This is a genomic window from Mesorhizobium sp. ISC25 (assembly GCF_042295465.1).
Lineage (GTDB): Bacteria > Pseudomonadota > Alphaproteobacteria > Rhizobiales > Rhizobiaceae > Mesorhizobium.
Map to the genome: position 1 here is coordinate 1,126,604 of NZ_CP135441.1, position 16,479 is coordinate 1,143,082.

Here is a 16,479-nt window from a genome sequence, read left to right on the forward strand (position 1 = left end):
CCCGGAAGCGAGAATATGGCAACGCCCGCGCATGTCGCGATCATCATGGACGGAAACGGACGCTGGGCCAAGGCGCGCGGCTTGCCGCGGCTGGCCGGTCACCGCGCCGGCGTCGAGGCGCTGCGCAAGACAGTGCGCGCCGCCCCCGGCCTCGGCATCTCCTTCCTGACCGTCTACGCTTTTTCGTCGGAAAACTGGTCACGGCCGAAATCCGAAGTCAGCGACCTCATGGGCCTGCTGAAGCTTTTCATCCGACGTGACCTCGCCGAGCTGCATCAGAGTGGGGTGCGGATCAGGGTCATCGGTGACAGGGCAGGGCTGCAGCCCGACATAAGGGGCCTGCTCGAGGAAGCCGAAACGCTCACTCTCAGCAACGAGGCGCTGACACTGGTCATTGCCTTCAATTACGGCGGGCGCGATGAGATCGTGCGCACCGCGCGCAAGCTCGCAGCGGCGGTGGCGCGCGGTGAGATCGAGAGCGAGGCGATCACGGCCGATTCCTTTGCCAGCTCGCTCGATACAGAGGGCATTCCGGACCCGGAACTGGTCATCCGCACCAGCGGCGAGCTTCGGCTGTCCAATTTCCTGTTGTGGCAGGCAGCCTATAGCGAGCTCGTTTTCCTGCCTTGCTACTGGCCCGACTTCAGTCGCGAGCACCTGTCCGATGCACTGCGCGATTTCGCCGGCCGCGAGCGCCGCTTCGGCGGACTTGCCGCCCAAGATGTCGCCTCAGGCTGAGGAATGAGCAACCTTCAGCTCCGGGTCATTTCGGCCGTCGTGCTTGCCATCGTCACGCTTGGCCTGACCTGGCTCGGCGGACTGCCCTTCCGGTTGCTTTGCGCTGCCATGGCGGCGGTGATCTTCTACGAGTGGACGCGGATGAGCCGCCCCGTTGCGCCGGCAGGTGCTAATGGTAGGGCAGGTCTCGGCTTTCTGCCCGAGGCGCTGATCGTGGTCTTTATTGGTGCCCTCGTCGCCGGCCTGCCTGCGTCTTTGCTGCTGCCGCTCGTCGCGGCTCTGGTTGCTGTCGCTGCCGTCGCGGCTTTCATGCGCAGGGCAGGACCGTGGGAAGCATCCGGCCTGGCCTATGCGGCCGCGTCCGGCCTGTCGCTGGCTTTGCTGCGCGACGGCGACCTTTCCGGGCTGCTAGCCATTCTGTTCCTATTCGCCGTGGTTTGGGCGACCGATATTTTTGCCTATTTCGTCGGCCGCTCCGTCGGCGGCCCAAGGCTGGCGCCGTCGATCTCGCCGGGCAAGACGCGGAGCGGGGCGCTCGGTGGGGTGGTCGGCGGCGTAGTGGCCGGGCTGCTTCTGGCCGCCGTAGCCGGAACGGGCAACCTCGTCGTGCTTGGCGTGGTCGCACTGGTACTTTCGATCGTCGCGCAGGCCGGCGATCTGTTCGAATCATGGGTCAAGCGACGCCACGGCCGTAAAGATTCCGGCACGCTGATACCCGGCCATGGCGGCATCATGGACCGGGTCGATGGGCTTGTCGCGGCGGCTTTCGCCCTATACGTCATCGGCTGGATTTCCGCGACCGCCGACCATCCGGCACAGGGACTGTTTCCGGTTTGAGCGGCATCGTCGGTGGGCCGGCGCGGGGCTGCGCCATGGATTCGCCTGGATTGATGTCACAGTCGCGGCGTGATCTGTGCCGTGGATGAATTTGAGGGCATGAGTTGAACGAGATTCTTAACGCGGTTTTCAGCACAGAGGGCTTTGTCCTCGGCACGCTGGTGCCTTTCCTGTTCGTGCTGACCGTGGTCGTTTTTGTCCACGAAATGGGCCATTACCTCGTCGGGCGTTGGTGCGGTATCGGCGCAAAAGCTTTCTCGATCGGTTTCGGCCCTGAGATCATAGGCTTCAACGATAGCCGCGGCACGCGCTGGAAGCTTTGCGCCATACCGCTCGGCGGCTACGTCAAGTTCGTCGGCGACATGAACGCGACATCGAGCCAGCCCAGCTCGGAGGAGATCGAGGCGCTGAGCGATGAAGAACGCAAGGTTGCCTTCCACACGCAGCCGATCTGGAAGCGGGCGGCGACCGTCGTGGCGGGGCCGCTGTTCAACTTCCTGCTGACGATCGCCGTCTTTGCCGTGCTATTTTCCGTCCATGGCCGGCCCGTGCTGGAGCCGATGGTGGCTGAGGTCACCGTCGGCAGTCCGGCCGCCGCGGCCGGCATCATGCCCGGCGACCGATTCGTCAGCGTCGACGGCAGCAAGGTCGAGACCTTTGCCGACGTCCAGCGTCTGGTCTCTGGCCGCGCCGGCGACAGCATCACCTTCGTCATGCTACGCGGCGGCAAGGAAATCACCGTGACGGCGACGCCGCGCTTGATGGAACAACAAGACGCACTAGGCAACAAGGTCCAGGTGGCCGTGATCGGCGTCGTCAACAACAAGGAACTCGGCCAGCCACGGCTCATCACCTATAGTCCGGCCGGGGCGGTCGGGGCAGCGGTCCAGGAAACCGGACACGTCATCCAGCGTACCGGCCAGTTCCTGCAACGTTTCGTTGTCGGTCGCGAGGACAAGTGCCAGCTGGGCGGCCCCATCAAGATCGCCAAGATGTCGGGTCAGGCGGCAAAGCTCGGCTTTGAATGGCTCGTGCAGCTTGTTGCATTCCTGTCAGTCGGGATAGGGATTCTCAACCTTTTGCCGATTCCCCCCCTCGACGGAGGGCATCTTCTGTTCTACGGCGTGGAGGCTGTCATCCGGCGGCCGGTGTCCGAACGCATGATGGAAATGGCTTACCGAAGCGGCCTCATATTGGTGCTCGGGTTCATGGGCTTTGTTTTCTGGAACGATCTGTTTGGGTGCTGAAATCATGAAGGAATTTGGCTTCGGCACGAGCAATGTTGAGACGCCGTTTACCATGCGTGGGGATATGCGTGACGCGAAAGCCACGCCGCAGGGTTAAGTAAATACAAATTAACCAGAAGCCTTGCGTGTAGGGAAAATCCGGTTAATACGGTAGGGGAAATTACCGCACGTCCGGTTTTCTCGCCGTGGGGACTTCGAGAAAAGGTACAAAAGCCCGATGAAGGCAGCATCCAAGTTTCTGAGCGCCGCGTCCGCGGTGGCTATGTCCGCCGCTCTGGTTGTACCAGGCGCGCTCGCAGTGCAGTTCGTTGCCACATCGGCCGCCGAGGCGGCTGTCGTCTCCAGAGTCGAAGTCACCGGCAATCAGCGTGTCGACGCGGACACCATCCGCAATTACGTGACGATCAAGCCCGGCAAGGCGTTTTCCAGTTCGGATATCGACGATGCGGTCAAGGCGCTGTTTGGCACCGGGCTGTTTTCGGATGTGCAGATCAACCAGGTCGGATCGACGCTGGTCATCAAGGTGTCCGAATACCAGGTCGTCAACCAGGTGCTGTTCCAGGGCAACAAGAAGCTCAAGGACAACGCGCTTGAGGCCGCGGTGCAATTGAAGCCGCGCGGCACCTTCTCGCAACAGCAGCTCGATGCCGATGTCGAGGCGGTCAAGGCCGCATACCGGCGTATCGGCCGCGACGACGCCGCCGTGACCACCCAGATCATGGATCTCGGCGACAACCGCGTAAACGTGGTCTTCAACATCAACGAAGGCGGCCGCACCCAGATCGCAGCGATCAATTTCGTCGGCAACAGCGCCTATTCGAGCCGCCGGCTGTCGGACATTATCTCCACCAAGCGCTCGTCCTTCCTTTCGTTCGTGCTGCGCGACGACGTTTATGACGAGGACAAGCTGCGCGCCGACCAGGAGCTGCTGCGCCGCTTCTATTACAATCACGGCTATGCGGACTTCCAAGTCGTCTCGGCCGTCGGCGAACTCGACGACACCACCAACAAATACACCGTCACCATCACGGTGCAGGAGGGCGAGCGTTATACGTTCGGGGATGTCAGCGTCGAAAGCACGATCCCCGAGGTCGACAGCAAGTCGCTTGAATCAGTAGTCGAGACCCACAAGGGCGATGTCTACAACGCCAAGAACGTCGAGGACACGATCATCGCGCTGACCGAGAAGGTGGCTGGGTCCGGCTATGCCTTCGCCCAGGTGACGCCGCGCGGCGACCGCAACTTCGAGAACCACACGATCTCGGTCGTCTATACGGTCGACCAGGGTACCAAGGCCTATATCGAGCGCATCGAGATTCGCGGCAACGATCGGACGCGCGACTACGTCATTCGCCGCGAGTTCGATGTCAGCGAAGGCGACGCTTTCAATCAGGTCCTCATCCAGCGCGCGAAGAGGCGGCTGGAAGCGCTCGATTATTTTGAGAAAGTCGAAATCTCTACCGTTCCGGGTTCTGAGCCGGACCAGGTTGTGCTGGTGGTCGACGTGGTCGAGAAATCGACCGGTGAGTTCACCGTCGGCGCCGGTTATTCGAGCGGCGGTGAAACGTCAGGTCCGTCCGTCGAAGGCTCCATCAGTGAGCGCAACTTCCTCGGTCGCGGCCAATTCATCAAGGTGGCGGCGGGCGGTGGCAAGAACTCGCGCGACTACAGCTTCTCTTTCACCGAACCCTATTTCCTCGGACGCCGCATCGCGGCCGGCTTCGACATCTACAAGCAGAGCCGTAACTACGACCATTACGACAGCGACACGACAGGCGCGACCGTTCGCTTCGGCCTGCCGATCACAGACAATATCTCGACGCAACTCGCTTATAATATTGCGCAAGAGAAGTACGAGTTCGACGAGGGCTGCGACCCAGCGGCCGGTTGCGACGTGTCCCAGGCGATCCAAAACGGCGTTAACGAGAGCCCATGGCTCAAGTCTTCGGTCAGTCTCGGCCTGATCTACAATACGATCGACGACATGAAGAACCCGCATGACGGCATTTATGCCAATGTCGGCACGGAAGTGGCCGGCCTCGGCGGCGACGCCAAGTTCATCAAGGTTACGGCGCGCGGCAGCATCTATCAGACGCTGTCCGAACAATTGGATCTGGTGGGCCTCATTTCGGGCGGCGCCGGTCATGTCCAAGGGTATGGCAACGGCGATCTGCGCGTCTTCGACCATTTCCAGAGCAGCGACCGTATGATCCGCGGCTTCGAATACGGCGGCATCGGCCCGGTTGCTTCGGACAACAGCAATGACCATCTCGGCGGCACCACCTACTTCAATGCCTCGGCGGAAGCGCAGTTCCCGCTGCCGGTCATCCCCGAAAGCTTCGGTTTGCGTGGCGCTGTGTTCGCCGATGCGGCAACGCTCTACGGCAGCAAAATCGCAAGTGGCCTTGTCAATTCTTCGACAACCGGCATGGAATGGCGCGCTTCCGTCGGTGTCGGTTTGATGTGGGCATCGCCTTTTGGCCCGATCCGCATCGACTATGCGATCCCGGTCAAGAAGGAAAAGACCGACGACGTGCAGGAATTCAACTTCGGCATATCGACCCGCTTCTGATGCGTGGGTAACGATGCTTCCGGCTCGTTTGGATCCGGATGGCAGTGATCCGAAACTACAGCGCAGCGCGTCCTAGCGGACGCGCGAAGGACGTTGTAGCACTTTGATTTGCGCATGATCCTTTCCGAGGATCGATTTCCGATTTCGGGGTCATGCGCTAGCTGGATATTGCTTCTGGAATGACCGATCCGGTGTTCTTCGCGCCATCACGCCGGTATACGGCCGGCGAAGTCGCGAATCTGACCGGCTCGATACTTGTCGATTCCGGTCTCTCCGATGTATCGATCGAGGCTCTGGCGCCCGCCAACGAAGGCGGCGAGAACGCGCTTGTCTTCGTCGATGGCAGGCGCAATTTCGCGCTGATGCAGGCACTGCGGGCGGCAGCGGTTCTCTGCCCTGCCGAATTTGCCGGCAAGGCGCCGGCGGGCATCGCGGTGCTGGTGCATCCGCGCCCGCAGCAGGCTTTCGCAATGGTCGGGCGCCTGCTTTTTCCGGCGGCTGCAACGCCTGGACCGATGACCGGCGAAACCGGTATCTCGCCGCACGCCCATATCGATGCGACCGCCCATGTCGAGGCCGGTGCGATCATCGAAGCGGGTGCGGTCATCGGACCGCGCGCTGCCATCGGCAGCGGGACCGTCATTGCCCCGCATGCGGTCATCGGTCCGTCCTCTCAGATCGGTCGCGACGGCTATGTCGGTCCAGGTGCCAGCGTGCAATATGCGTTGATTGGCAATCGCGTCATCATCCATGGCGGTGCCAGGATCGGCCAGGATGGCTTCGGTTTCGTAGCCGGCGCCAAGGGTCCGGAGCGAGTTCCGCAGATCGGCCGCGTCATCATCCAGGACGACGTCGAGATCGGGTCGAATACGACCGTCGATCGCGGCGCCATGTCCGACACAATCATCGGCCAGGGTACCAAGATCGACAATCTGGTACAGATCGCCCACAACGTTCGCATCGGCCGCAATTGCATAATAGCCGGGCTTTCGGGTATTTCCGGTTCCGTGACGGTAGGCGACAACGTCACCATGGGTGGCGGCGTCGGCCTTGCGGATCATTTGACCATCGGGTCCGGGGCCAAGCTTGCGGCAAGAAGCGGGTTTATGAGCAATGTGCCTGCCGGTGAGATTTGGGGAGGATATCCGGCGCAGCCGATGGCGGAAGCCATGCGCGAGATAGCGGCCTTGCGCAGACTTGCACGGACGCGCAAACAGGGTGAGGGGGGAAATGGCTGACATCGCAGCGGCGACGCTCGAAGCGGTTGACATAATGCGGCTGATGAAGCTCCTGCCGCACCGCTATCCGTTCCTGATGATCGACCGTATTGTCGACATAGATGGCGACGAATCCGCCATCGGCATCAAGAACGTCACCATAAACGAGCCGCATTTCCAAGGTCATTTCCCCGACCAGCCGGTCATGCCCGGCGTGCTGATCATCGAGGCGATGGCGCAGACGGCCGGCGCCATCTGCATCCGCAGCCTCGGTACGGAAAAGCCGTCGCTGGTTTATTTCCTGACCATTGACAATGCCAAGTTCCGCAAGCCGGTCGTTCCAGGCGACCAGTTGAAAATTCATGTGAAGAAAATCAAGAAACGCGGCAATCTTCTCAAATTCGCTTGCGAGGCCCTCGTCGATGGCGCCAAGGCGGCGGAAGCCGAGATCTCGGCGATGATGGTCGCAAGCGGCTGACAAACGAATGCTAATGAAAATCCAGACAGTCATCCATCCATCGTCGGTCATCGAGGCAGGCGCCCAAATCGGCGAAGGCGCCCGCATCGGGCCCTTCTGTCACGTCGGTTCCGACGCCGTGATCGGCGACCGCGTCGAACTGGTCAGCCATGTCTCGGTGATTGGCGCGACCACCATCGGTGCATCGACCAAGGTCTATCCGATGGCGATACTGGGCGGGCCGCCGCAGAACACCAAGCACAAGGGCGGCCGTACCACGCTGGTGATCGGCGAGAACTGCACGATCCGCGAAGGCGTCACCATGCATGTCGGCACCGATTCCAGCCGCGGCGAGACGACGATCGGCGACAACGGCAATTTCCTTGCCTATGCCCACATTGCCCATGACTGCGTGGTCGGCAAGAACGCCACCTTCGCCAATCAAGCGACGTTAGGCGGGCATTGCGAAGTCGGTGACAATGTCTACATCGGCGGCCTTACCGCGGTTCACCAGTTTGTACGCATCGGCGATAACGCCTTTCTCGGCGGCTGCTCGGCGATCGTCGGCGACGTCATTCCCTACGCCATCGCCGTTGGCAACCGTGCCAGCCTTCGCGGCCTCAACATCATTGGCCTGAAGCGCGCCGGCTTGCCGCGTTCGGAGATCCACTTGCTGCGCAAAGCCTATAAGACGATCTTCGATCGTTCTCGGACCGTCGGCGAAAACATCGAATTCGCCAAGGCGGAGTTCGCCTCGTCGCCGACTGCCATGAAGATCGTCGATTTCATCGCCGGTCGCGGCAAGCGGCACTATGCCGTGCCGTCGCTCAAGGGTGGCGACGGCGACGATACCGATGATGAAGACTGAGAGCAGATGACGAAGATTGAGGCTGCCGGAAAGGGCCTTGATCTCGCGCCAGATGCCAAGGTCGGCATCATCGCCGGCGGCGGCAGTCTCCCGGTCGAAATTGCCCGAGCGCTCGCCCGGCAAGGCAAATCGCCATTCGTCGTGATGGCGGCGGGCGAGGTCGACCGCATAGCCGATTTCGAGCCCTATGAGCAGGCAGTCTTGAGGCTGGAAGACGTCGGCTCGCTGCTGCCGATGCTCAAGCGGCATCACGTTACGCATCTGGTGACCGCGGGTCATATCACGCGCCGCCCCAGGCTGAGCGCCATGCGCCTCAATTTGGGCCTGCTCGCCTGGCTACCCAGCCTCTTCGTCGGTGTGACCCGGGGGGACGATACCGTGCTGAAACTGTTCGTGCGCAGGATCGAGCGCAGCGGCATCAAGGTCGTCGGCGCTCACGAGATCGTGCCGGAGCTGGTCGCCGCCGAAGGCCTGCTGACCAAGGCGGCGCCACGCAAATCCGACTGGCGCGACATCGAGGCGGCGCACGCTGCTGCAAAAGCAATTGGCGCGCTGGATATCGGCCAGGCGGCTGTTGCGGTCGGTGGCCGCGCCATTGCGTTGGAAGGCGTCGAAGGCACCGACGGGCTGCTCGAGCGGACAAGGGAGTTGCGCGGGCACGGCAGGCTGGCTGGCAGGAGCCGTGGTGTTTTGGTCAAATGCGCCAAGCCTGGTCAGGAACTGCGCGCCGATCTGCCCTCTATCGGTCCGCTGACCGTCGATGCGGCGCATGCCGCCGGACTGGCCGGCATTGCCGTCGAAGCCGGTCGCTCGCTGGTGCTCGAAGGTCCCGCCACCATCGGACGTGCCAACGCGCTCGGCCTTTTCGTGGTCGGCCTGCCTGCTGCGGAGCCGGCGCATGGCGAATGACCGGCCGTTGAAGATAGCCGTCGTCGCCGGCGAAGAGTCCGGCGACCTGCTTGGCGCCGACCTTGTGCAGGCGTTAAAGCGGATGACCGGGCGCGAAGTTCGGCTTGTCGGCATCGGCGGCCGCCATTTGCAGGCGTTCGGCCTGGCGCCATTGTTCGACGGCAGCGAGATCGCACTGATGGGGCTTAGCGCCATCCTGCGCGACCTACCGCGCCTGATGCGGCGGATCGGCCAGACGGCAAACGCGATTGCCGGTGAAAAGCCCGATTGCCTTATCACCATCGACAGTCCGGATTTCTCGCTGCGCGTCGCCAAGAAGGTGCGTGCTGCCGACCCGACGATCCCGATCGTCCATTATGTCTGCCCGAGCGTTTGGGCTTGGCGGCCGGGCAGGGCGCCGGCGATGAAGCCATATGTAGATCACATCCTTTGCATCCTGCCGTTCGAGGTGAAGGAACTCGCCCGCCTGGGCGGGCCGCCCGGCACCTATGTCGGGCATCGCCTTGCACATGATCCGGGCATAATCAGTGCCGTCAGGGCGCAGGCGCAGCCGCGTGATCTGTCTGCAGATCACGTTAAAACGTTGCTTGTATTGCCCGGTTCGCGTCGTGGTGAGGTGCGGCGCCTGGTTGGGCCGTTCGGCGAAACGGTGTCGATCCTGCGGGCGCGCGGGCACCGCTTGCGCCTGCTGTTGCCGACGGTGCCGCACGTCGCCGACCTGGTCAGGTCCTCGGTCGCGAGCTGGGACGAGAAGCCGGAGATCATCCTCGATGCCGAACGCAAATGGCAGGCCTTCGGCAAGGCCGATGCGGCGCTGATCGCGTCGGGGACGGTATCGCTGGAACTCGCCTTGGCAGGTGTGCCGATGATCTCCTGCTACCGGCTCGATCCGGTCATGCGCATGGCGCAGCCGCTGATCAAAGTATGGAGCGCAGCCTTGCCCAATCTCATCGCCGACCGGCCGGTTGTGCCGGAACACTACAATCAATATGTGCGGCCGCATTATCTGGCGCGGCAACTGGAGGCGCTGTTCTTCGATACCGCCTACCGCGCCTGGCAGAAGGACGGTTTTGCCGACATTGCCGGGCGTATGGCAACCGCCAAGCCGTCAGGCGAGATGGCGGCGGGGGTGGTGATGGGGATGGTGAGGAAGTGAGTGAATAGTGAATAGTGAATAGTAGTTTCTATAGACAGGGAGCGACGCTTTGCTACTCCCATTCACCATTCACCATTCACCATTCACCATTCACCATTCACCATTCACCATTCACCAACCATCTTCACCGCTTCGCGATCGGCACGTAATCCCGTTCCGGCGCGCCGGTATAGAGCTGGCGCGGGCGACCGATCTTCTGATGCGGGTCCTCGATCATCTCCTTCCACTGCGCGATCCAGCCGACGGTGCGGGCGACCGCGAACAGCACGGTGAACATGGTGGTGGGGAAGCCCAGCGCCTTCAGCGTGATGCCGGAATAGAAATCGACGTTCGGATAGAGCTTCTTCTCAATGAAATAGGAATCGGTCAGCGCGATTTTTTCCAGCTCCATGGCGATGTCGAGCAGCGGATCGTCCTTGATGCCGAGCTCGCCCAGGACCTCGTGCGCGGTCTTCTGCATGATCTTGGCGCGCGGATCGTAGTTCTTGTAAACGCGGTGGCCAAAGCCCATCAATCGGAACGGATCGTTCTTATCCTTGGCGCGCGCAATGAATTCCGGGATGTGATCGACATGGCCGATCTCGCCCAGCATGTTCAGGGCTGCCTCGTTGGCGCCGCCATGTGCGGGACCCCATAGGCAGGCGATACCGGCAGCGATACAGGCAAAGGGATTGGCGCCCGACGAGCCGGCCAGGCGGACGGTCGAAGTCGAGGCGTTCTGTTCGTGATCGGCGTGCAGGATGAAGATGCGCTCCATCGCGCGGGCCAGCACCGGATTGATCTTGTATTCCTCGCAAGGCACGGCGAAGCACATATGCAGGAAGTTGGCTGCGAAATTCAGCTCGTTCTTCGGATAAATGAATGGCTGGCCGATGTGGTATTTATACGCCATGGCCGCGATCGTCGGCATCTTGGCGATCAGCCGCATCGAGGCGACCATGCGCTGATAAGGGTCCGAGATGTCGGTGGAATCGTGGTAGAAGGCCGACAGCGCGCCGACCACGCCGCACATCACCGCCATCGGATGCGCATCACGGCGGAAGCCGGTGAAGAAGCGCGACATCTGCTCATGCACCATGGTGTGGCGCGTCACCCGGTAGTCGAAATCGTCCTTCTGCGCCTTGGTCGGCAGTTCACCGTAGAGCAAGAGGTAGCAGACTTCGAGGAAGTCGCCGTGCTCAGCCAGCTGGTCGATCGGGTAGCCGCGGTGCAAGAGAATGCCGGCATCGCCATCGATGAAGGTGATTTCCGACTCGCAGCTCGCCGTCGACGTAAAGCCGGGATCGTAGGTAAAGACGCCGGTGGTGTTGTAGAGCGAACCGATGTCGATGACGTCAGGTCCTACCGAACCACTTCGTATCTTGAATTCATGGGTTTTGCCGCCGAGTTCCAGCTTTGCCGTCGATGCCTGGGTTTTGCCGCCAAATTCCATTTTTGTCGCAGGTTCGGTCATAGCAAACTCCTTTTTGTTTCCTCAGGCCGGCAAAGGCAAAATATCTGAACCCAACACGTCAAAAGCATCGGAACACGCACATTTGCGCCCGCAATTGAATCTGCGCGCCAGATTAGGCCAAGACCCAATGTTGCACTGCGAAACACACCTTTCAATGCCAATCTTCTTGGGCCAGTTTGCTAATCGATTTGATCAGCGATCCGCGCCAGGCTTTCCTCGCGGCCAAGCACGGCAAGCACATCAAAGACACCTGGCGAGGTACTTTTGCCGGTGAGCGCGGCGCGCAAAGGTTGGGCCACGGCGCCGAGTTTATGGCCGCCGGCCTGCGCATAGTCGCGGATCGCAGCTTCCGCGGAGGCGGCAGACCAGGCCGAAACCGTGGCTAGTGCCGCATGAGCGCCCCGCAGGATCGCGCGCGCCTCACCGCTGAGCAGCGCCGCCGCCTTCTCGTCGACCGGCAGCGGCCGCTCGACGAACAGGAATGCAGCCCCTTCAACAAGTTCGACCAGCGTCTTGGCGCGCTCCTTCAGGCCGGGCAAAGCGGCAAGCAGTTGCGCCTTGCGTCTGTCGTCGAGGCGCGCGGCGATTGCCGGGCTGCCTTCTAGATAGGGCAGAGTGGCGATGAAGATGTCGAGCAGCGCTGCCTCGTTCATGCGGCGCATGTGCACGCCGTTGAGCGCTTCGAGCTTGGCGAAGTCGAAACGGGCGGCGCCCTTGTTGACGTCGCCAATGTCGAACCATGCGATCATGTCGGCGATCGACATGATCTCATCGTCGCCATGGCTCCAGCCAAGCCTCGCCAGATAGTTAAGCAGCGCCTCCGGCAGGTAGCCCATGGCGCGATAGGCCTCGACGCCAAGCGCACCGTGCCGCTTCGACAGCTTGGCGCCGTCGGCACCGTGGATCAACGGGATATGCGACATCGACGGCACCTCCCAGCCCATGGCCTGGTAGATTACGGTCTGGCGTGCGGCGTTGGTCAAATGATCGTCGCCGCGGATGATGTGGGTGATGCCCATGTCGTGATCGTCGACGACGACGGCATGCATGTAGGTTGGATTGCCGTCCGAGCGCAGAATAATGAAATCGTCGAGATCCTTGTTGGGAAAGCGCACGTCGCCCTGGACGCGGTCATGCACCACCGTCTCGCCGTCTGTCGGCGCCTTGATGCGGATCGCCCCCTTGGCGCCGGCCGGCGCCTCCGAGGGGTCGCGGTCGCGCCATCGTCCGTCATAGCGAGGAGGCAGCCCCATGGCCCGTGCGCTCTCGCGCATTGCTTCCAGCTCGGCAGGCGTCGCATAACAATAATAGGCCTTGCCCATGCGAACGAGCTCCTCGGCCACCTCGCGATGGCGCGGCGCACGCTCGAACTGCGACACCGGCTCGCCGTCCCATGCCAGGCCAAGCCAGGAAAGCCCGTCGAGAATGGCCGCGGTTGCCGCATCGGTGGAGCGCTCGCGGTCGGTGTCCTCGATGCGCAGCAGCATCGTGCCGCCTGTGTGCTTGGCATACAGCCAGTTGAACAGCGCCGTGCGCGCGCCGCCAATGTGCAGATAGCCGGTGGGCGAGGGGGCAAAACGGGTGACGACCTTATCGGGCATGGAACTCTCAGGCGGGCGAAGGAAGGGGGTTTGCGGACTTTCGCGCGTTGCGCGTTCATGTAGCATAGGAGGTCGAGGGCGCAAGGGGCAGACCCGATGGCTGTGCGAGGCCGTGGTGCGGGCGAGGGCGAGGACGCTGGTAGCGGCGTCAGCGAACGCTTGCTGTTTGCCGCTCCCCTGCCTGTCCTGCCGACACCGGCATTGCTGCCCGCTCCGCGCTTCGATGCTCCGTCGCTGCCGGCCAGCGACCCAGCAACGGTTTCCGTGCCCGCGGGCGAGCCCATCGTGCGCCTACGCCGTCGTTTCCGCCTTCCGTCACCGTCCCGTATCCGCAACAGCGTAACCTCGGCGGCCGGCCTGGAACTCGACCGCGGCGTCGCCTTCCTGCTGGTGCCGGTGTTCCTCGCATGCGGGGTGGTCGTTTATTTCGCGATGGCGGCTGAGCCGGCCTTCCCACAGCCGATAGCTATCGTCGCCTTGGCAGCCCTTTGTGCCGTCGTCTCGCGGTCATGGCCCAGGACGCGCCTCTGCTTCAAGGTGGCGTTGCTCTGCGCGCTTGGCGTGCTTGCCGCCAAGTTCGAGACCTGGCGTGTCGGGACGCATATGCTCGGTTCCGAAATCTCGACGCGGCTGACCGGTCGCGTCGTATCGTACGAGCCCATGGCGAGCGGCCGCATCAGGCTGACGATCGATGTGATCTCAACCGCCAGGCCGACACTGCGCTACATGCCGGAACGGGTCCGCGTTTCGGCGATGAAAATACCGGCTGAGCTGACCGCCGGTTCCGAGATCGCCGGCTATGTGCGGCTGCTGCCGCCGACCGGGCCGGTGCGGCCCGACAGCTATGATTTCTCCTTCGACAGCTATTTCGCCGGTATCGGCGGCAGCGGCTTTTTTCTCGGCAATCCGAAAGTCGTGTCGTCGGGCAGCATGCCGCTTGCCGCGCGGCTTTCTTCCGCGATCGAAGACGCGCGCGAATCCATCGCCGACCATATCCGCAGCCGCATCGGCGGCGCCGAGGGCGAGATTGCTGCTGCGCTAATCGTCGGCGTGCGCGCCGGCATTCCCGAGGAGATCAACGAAGCGATGCGGCGCACAGGCATCTACCACATCATCTCCATCTCGGGGCTGCATATGGCGTTGGTCGCCGGCACCATCATGGCGCTGCTACGCGGCGCCTTTGCGCTGTTTCCCGATTTCTCATCGCGACGGCCGGTCAAGAAATATGCCGCGGCCGCCGCGCTTTTTTCGATTGCGGCCTACCTCGTCTTTTCCGGCATTGTGGTAGCGGCCGAACGCAGCTTCATCATGCTGGCGGTGATGCTTATCGCCGTGCTGTTCGACCGGGCCGCGCTCACCATGCGCAACCTGGCGATCTCGGCCATCGCCGTCATTCTGGTGTCGCCGCACGAGGTGGTTGGTCCGAGCTTCCAGATGTCCTTCGCCGCGACGGCGGCCCTTGTCGGCGCCTATGCAGGCTGGTCCGATTACCGCGCCGGCAGGGCCACCACGCCGCCGCCGCGGCGGTCGCCGCTACGCTTTGCCACTCGAAAGGTCCTGCTGGGCATGGGCGGCCTGGCGATGACCTCGATCATTGCAGGGAGCGCCACGGCGCTTTTCGCCATATGGCATTTCCAGCGCGTGGCGCCGCTCAGCCTGTTCGCCAATCTGGCCATCATGCCTATCGTCTCACTGGTCGTCATGCCCTTCGCCGTCCTCAGTGCGCTGGCGATGCCGTTCGGCGCGGATGGGCCTTTCCTCTACGTGATGGGCAAGGGGCTGACGGCGATGATCGCCCTGTCCGGGTGGATCTCCGAGCGCTCGCCGATCGATGCGGTCGGGCTGATTTCGCTGAGATCTGTCCTTTTGGTGACGATCGCCCTCGTCATTGCCAGCATGGCGACGACCTGGTTGCGGCTCGCGGCACTTCCTTTCGCGCTCGCCGGCTTGCTGACGACGACCCAGACGCGCGTACCCGACGTATTGATCTCGGAGGACGCACGGCTGGTCGCGCTGCCGATCGGCAGCGGTGAACTCGCGGTCAACCGGGCACACCCGAATGAGTTCACCATCGACAACTGGAAACGCGCGCTCACATCAGAGGCTATCGTCGCGCCGGAAACACCTGGAAAGAACGATCCGCAATTCGACATTGCCGATCCGGCCGACCTACCGCCGGGCATGCCGTTCATTTGCACGGACGGCCTCTGCCTTGCCAGGCATCCATCCGGCGCGATCATCGCGCAAGCCAAGGACCGCGATACTGCACGGCCAGCCTGCGCCTTTGCCAGCTTGATCGTCATCGACGACGCCACCGCCCATAATCCCTGCTACTACGACCGGCTGGTCCTCGTCGTCACCAAACGGCAACTGGCGCGCGCGGGAAGTGCGGCCATCTATTTCGATCCACAAGCGGCAACACGCCCCGAAATCCGTTTCGCCGTCGAAAAATCATACCGGCCCTGGCACGTGCAGCGGAAATTTTCACGCGCGGCGCGAGGCCTGCCGCCATACCGCAGGGCCGACAAACCCAAAGCCGGCGCCAAGGGCGGAGCTCAGTAGCGGCGGATCAGTCCGACGAGCTTGCCTTGCACTTTGACCCGGTCTGGTCCGAAGATGCGCGTCTCGTAGGCCGGATTGGCGGCTTCCAGGGCGATCGAAGCGCCCTTGCGGCGGAACCGCTTCAGCGTCGCTTCCTCCTCGTCGACCAGTGCCACCACGATCTCACCGGGGCTCGCCGTATCCGCATTGCGGATGATCACCGTGTCGCCGTCGAAAATGCCAGCCTCGATCATCGAATCGCCTTTGACCTCGAGCGCATAATGCTCGCCGCCCATGATCATATCCGGCGGCACCGAAATCGAATGCGTCTGGTGCTGGATGGCATCGATCGGCACACCGGCGGCGATGCGGCCCATCACCGGGATCGAAACGGCGGCGACGACATCGTCGTCATTGCCGGCTGCAGGGACGCGCGACGATGTCGGCTTGCCCTGCCGAGGGGCACCTTGCCCAAGACTGCCCTGGATGACACTCGGCGAGAACTTGCGTGCCGCATTGAGGCCGGGGGCGATCGAGTCAGGCAGGCGCAGCACCTCCAGCGCACGGGCCCGGTTGGGCAAACGGCGAATGAAGCCGCGTTCCTCCAGCGCCGTTATCAGCCGATGGATTCCCGATTTGGAAGCCAGGTCGAGCGCTTCCTTCATCTCGTCGAAGGAGGGCGGAATACCGCTTTCCTTCAACCTTTCGTGGATGAACATAAGCAGTTCGTGTTGTTTGCGTGTCAGCATAGCGACCCCCAACAGAATCAGAAAAACAAACCCAGAACAAACACTATCTGTTCCAGTTGTGTTCCGCAACTGTTTAAAGTTTAATGAATGCGTTAAGGCTCGGGAAACAAACGACGTCCCCTACCGGGGTACCG

At 62.4% G+C, this 16,479-nt stretch carries 13 protein-coding genes; 10 read left to right on the plus strand and 3 right to left on the minus strand.

Translation table 11 applies throughout. From position 1 onward, the window contains the following. Positions 1–15: 15 nt before the first annotated feature. From RQ479_RS05545 to lpxB, 9 genes are all read left to right on the plus strand, one after another. Positions 16–738, plus strand: a complete 723-nt coding sequence (locus tag RQ479_RS05545) for an isoprenyl transferase (RefSeq protein ID WP_023674936.1) — start codon at positions 16–18, stop codon at positions 736–738. 3 nt (positions 739–741) lie between these two features. After that, positions 742–1,575: a phosphatidate cytidylyltransferase gene (locus RQ479_RS05550; protein ID WP_376704372.1), complete on the plus strand. Its 834-nt coding sequence runs from the start codon at positions 742–744 to the stop codon at positions 1,573–1,575. Positions 1,576–1,679: 104 nt separating this feature from the next. Beyond that, positions 1,680–2,822: an RIP metalloprotease RseP gene (gene rseP / locus RQ479_RS05555; RefSeq protein WP_376704373.1), complete on the plus strand. Its 1,143-nt coding sequence runs from the start codon at positions 1,680–1,682 to the stop codon at positions 2,820–2,822. 217 nt (positions 2,823–3,039) lie between these two features. Continuing rightward, positions 3,040–5,394 (plus strand): outer membrane protein assembly factor BamA, encoded by a 2,355-nt coding sequence (gene bamA / locus RQ479_RS05560; protein WP_376704374.1) that lies wholly within the window; start codon positions 3,040–3,042, stop codon positions 5,392–5,394. A 179-nt stretch (positions 5,395–5,573) separates the two neighbouring features. Further along, complete coding sequence (lpxD, locus tag RQ479_RS05565) at positions 5,574–6,632, plus strand: UDP-3-O-(3-hydroxymyristoyl)glucosamine N-acyltransferase (RefSeq protein WP_352466269.1); 1,059 nt, start codon at positions 5,574–5,576, stop codon at positions 6,630–6,632. Beyond that, complete coding sequence (gene fabZ / locus RQ479_RS05570; protein WP_023674942.1) at positions 6,625–7,089, plus strand: 3-hydroxyacyl-ACP dehydratase FabZ; 465 nt, start codon at positions 6,625–6,627, stop codon at positions 7,087–7,089. Before lpxD ends, fabZ begins: the two co-directional genes overlap by 8 nt. 13 nt (positions 7,090–7,102) lie before the next feature. Next, positions 7,103–7,936, plus strand: a complete 834-nt coding sequence (lpxA, locus tag RQ479_RS05575; protein ID WP_352466268.1) for an acyl-ACP--UDP-N-acetylglucosamine O-acyltransferase — start codon at positions 7,103–7,105, stop codon at positions 7,934–7,936. 6 nt (positions 7,937–7,942) lie between these two features. Beyond that, complete coding sequence (locus RQ479_RS05580) at positions 7,943–8,845, plus strand: LpxI family protein (RefSeq protein WP_376704375.1); 903 nt, start codon at positions 7,943–7,945, stop codon at positions 8,843–8,845. After that, positions 8,835–10,001, plus strand: coding sequence for a lipid-A-disaccharide synthase (gene lpxB / locus RQ479_RS05585; protein ID WP_376704376.1), 1,167 nt, complete (start codon positions 8,835–8,837; stop codon positions 9,999–10,001). Before RQ479_RS05580 ends, lpxB begins: the two co-directional genes overlap by 11 nt. A gap of 124 nt (positions 10,002–10,125) precedes the next feature. On the opposite strand, the gene gltA is transcribed toward lpxB, so the two are convergent. Both gltA and gltX read right to left on the minus strand, forming a co-directional pair. Beyond that, positions 10,126–11,454, minus strand: a complete 1,329-nt coding sequence (gene gltA / locus RQ479_RS05590) for a citrate synthase (protein ID WP_292653520.1) — start codon at positions 11,452–11,454, stop codon at positions 10,126–10,128. Positions 11,455–11,633: 179 nt separating this feature from the next. Continuing rightward, positions 11,634–13,055, minus strand: coding sequence for a glutamate--tRNA ligase (gltX, locus tag RQ479_RS05595; protein ID WP_376704377.1), 1,422 nt, complete (start codon positions 13,053–13,055; stop codon positions 11,634–11,636). 96 nt (positions 13,056–13,151) lie between these two features. On the opposite strand from gltX, the gene RQ479_RS05600 reads away from it, so the two are divergent. After that, complete coding sequence (locus RQ479_RS05600) at positions 13,152–15,617, plus strand: ComEC/Rec2 family competence protein (RefSeq protein WP_376704378.1); 2,466 nt, start codon at positions 13,152–13,154, stop codon at positions 15,615–15,617. On the opposite strand, the gene lexA is transcribed toward RQ479_RS05600, so the two are convergent. Continuing rightward, positions 15,611–16,345, minus strand: coding sequence for a transcriptional repressor LexA (gene lexA, locus RQ479_RS05605; RefSeq protein WP_023674949.1), 735 nt, complete (start codon positions 16,343–16,345; stop codon positions 15,611–15,613). The genes RQ479_RS05600 and lexA overlap by 7 nt on opposite strands. Positions 16,346–16,479: the final 134 nt, after the last annotated feature.

Coding starts and splice junctions, on each gene's coding strand:
- lpxA (WP_352466268.1), top strand. CDS start 7,103: ATGAAAATCCAGACAGTCATCCATCCATCGTCGGTCATCGAGGCAGGC.
- RQ479_RS05545 (WP_023674936.1), top strand. CDS start 16: ATGGCAACGCCCGCGCATGTCGCGATCATCATGGACGGAAACGGACGC.
- RQ479_RS05550 (WP_376704372.1), top strand. CDS start 742: ATGAGCAACCTTCAGCTCCGGGTCATTTCGGCCGTCGTGCTTGCCATC.
- bamA (WP_376704374.1), top strand. CDS start 3,040: ATGAAGGCAGCATCCAAGTTTCTGAGCGCCGCGTCCGCGGTGGCTATG.
- gltA (WP_292653520.1), bottom strand. CDS start 11,454: ATGACCGAACCTGCGACAAAAATGGAATTTGGCGGCAAAACCCAGGCA.
- RQ479_RS05600 (WP_376704378.1), top strand. CDS start 13,152: ATGGCTGTGCGAGGCCGTGGTGCGGGCGAGGGCGAGGACGCTGGTAGC.
- lpxB (WP_376704376.1), top strand. CDS start 8,835: ATGGCGAATGACCGGCCGTTGAAGATAGCCGTCGTCGCCGGCGAAGAG.
- fabZ (WP_023674942.1), top strand. CDS start 6,625: ATGGCTGACATCGCAGCGGCGACGCTCGAAGCGGTTGACATAATGCGG.
- lexA (WP_023674949.1), bottom strand. CDS start 16,345: ATGCTGACACGCAAACAACACGAACTGCTTATGTTCATCCACGAAAGG.
- gltX (WP_376704377.1), bottom strand. CDS start 13,055: ATGCCCGATAAGGTCGTCACCCGTTTTGCCCCCTCGCCCACCGGCTAT.
- lpxD (WP_352466269.1), top strand. CDS start 5,574: ATGACCGATCCGGTGTTCTTCGCGCCATCACGCCGGTATACGGCCGGC.
- RQ479_RS05580 (WP_376704375.1), top strand. CDS start 7,943: ATGACGAAGATTGAGGCTGCCGGAAAGGGCCTTGATCTCGCGCCAGAT.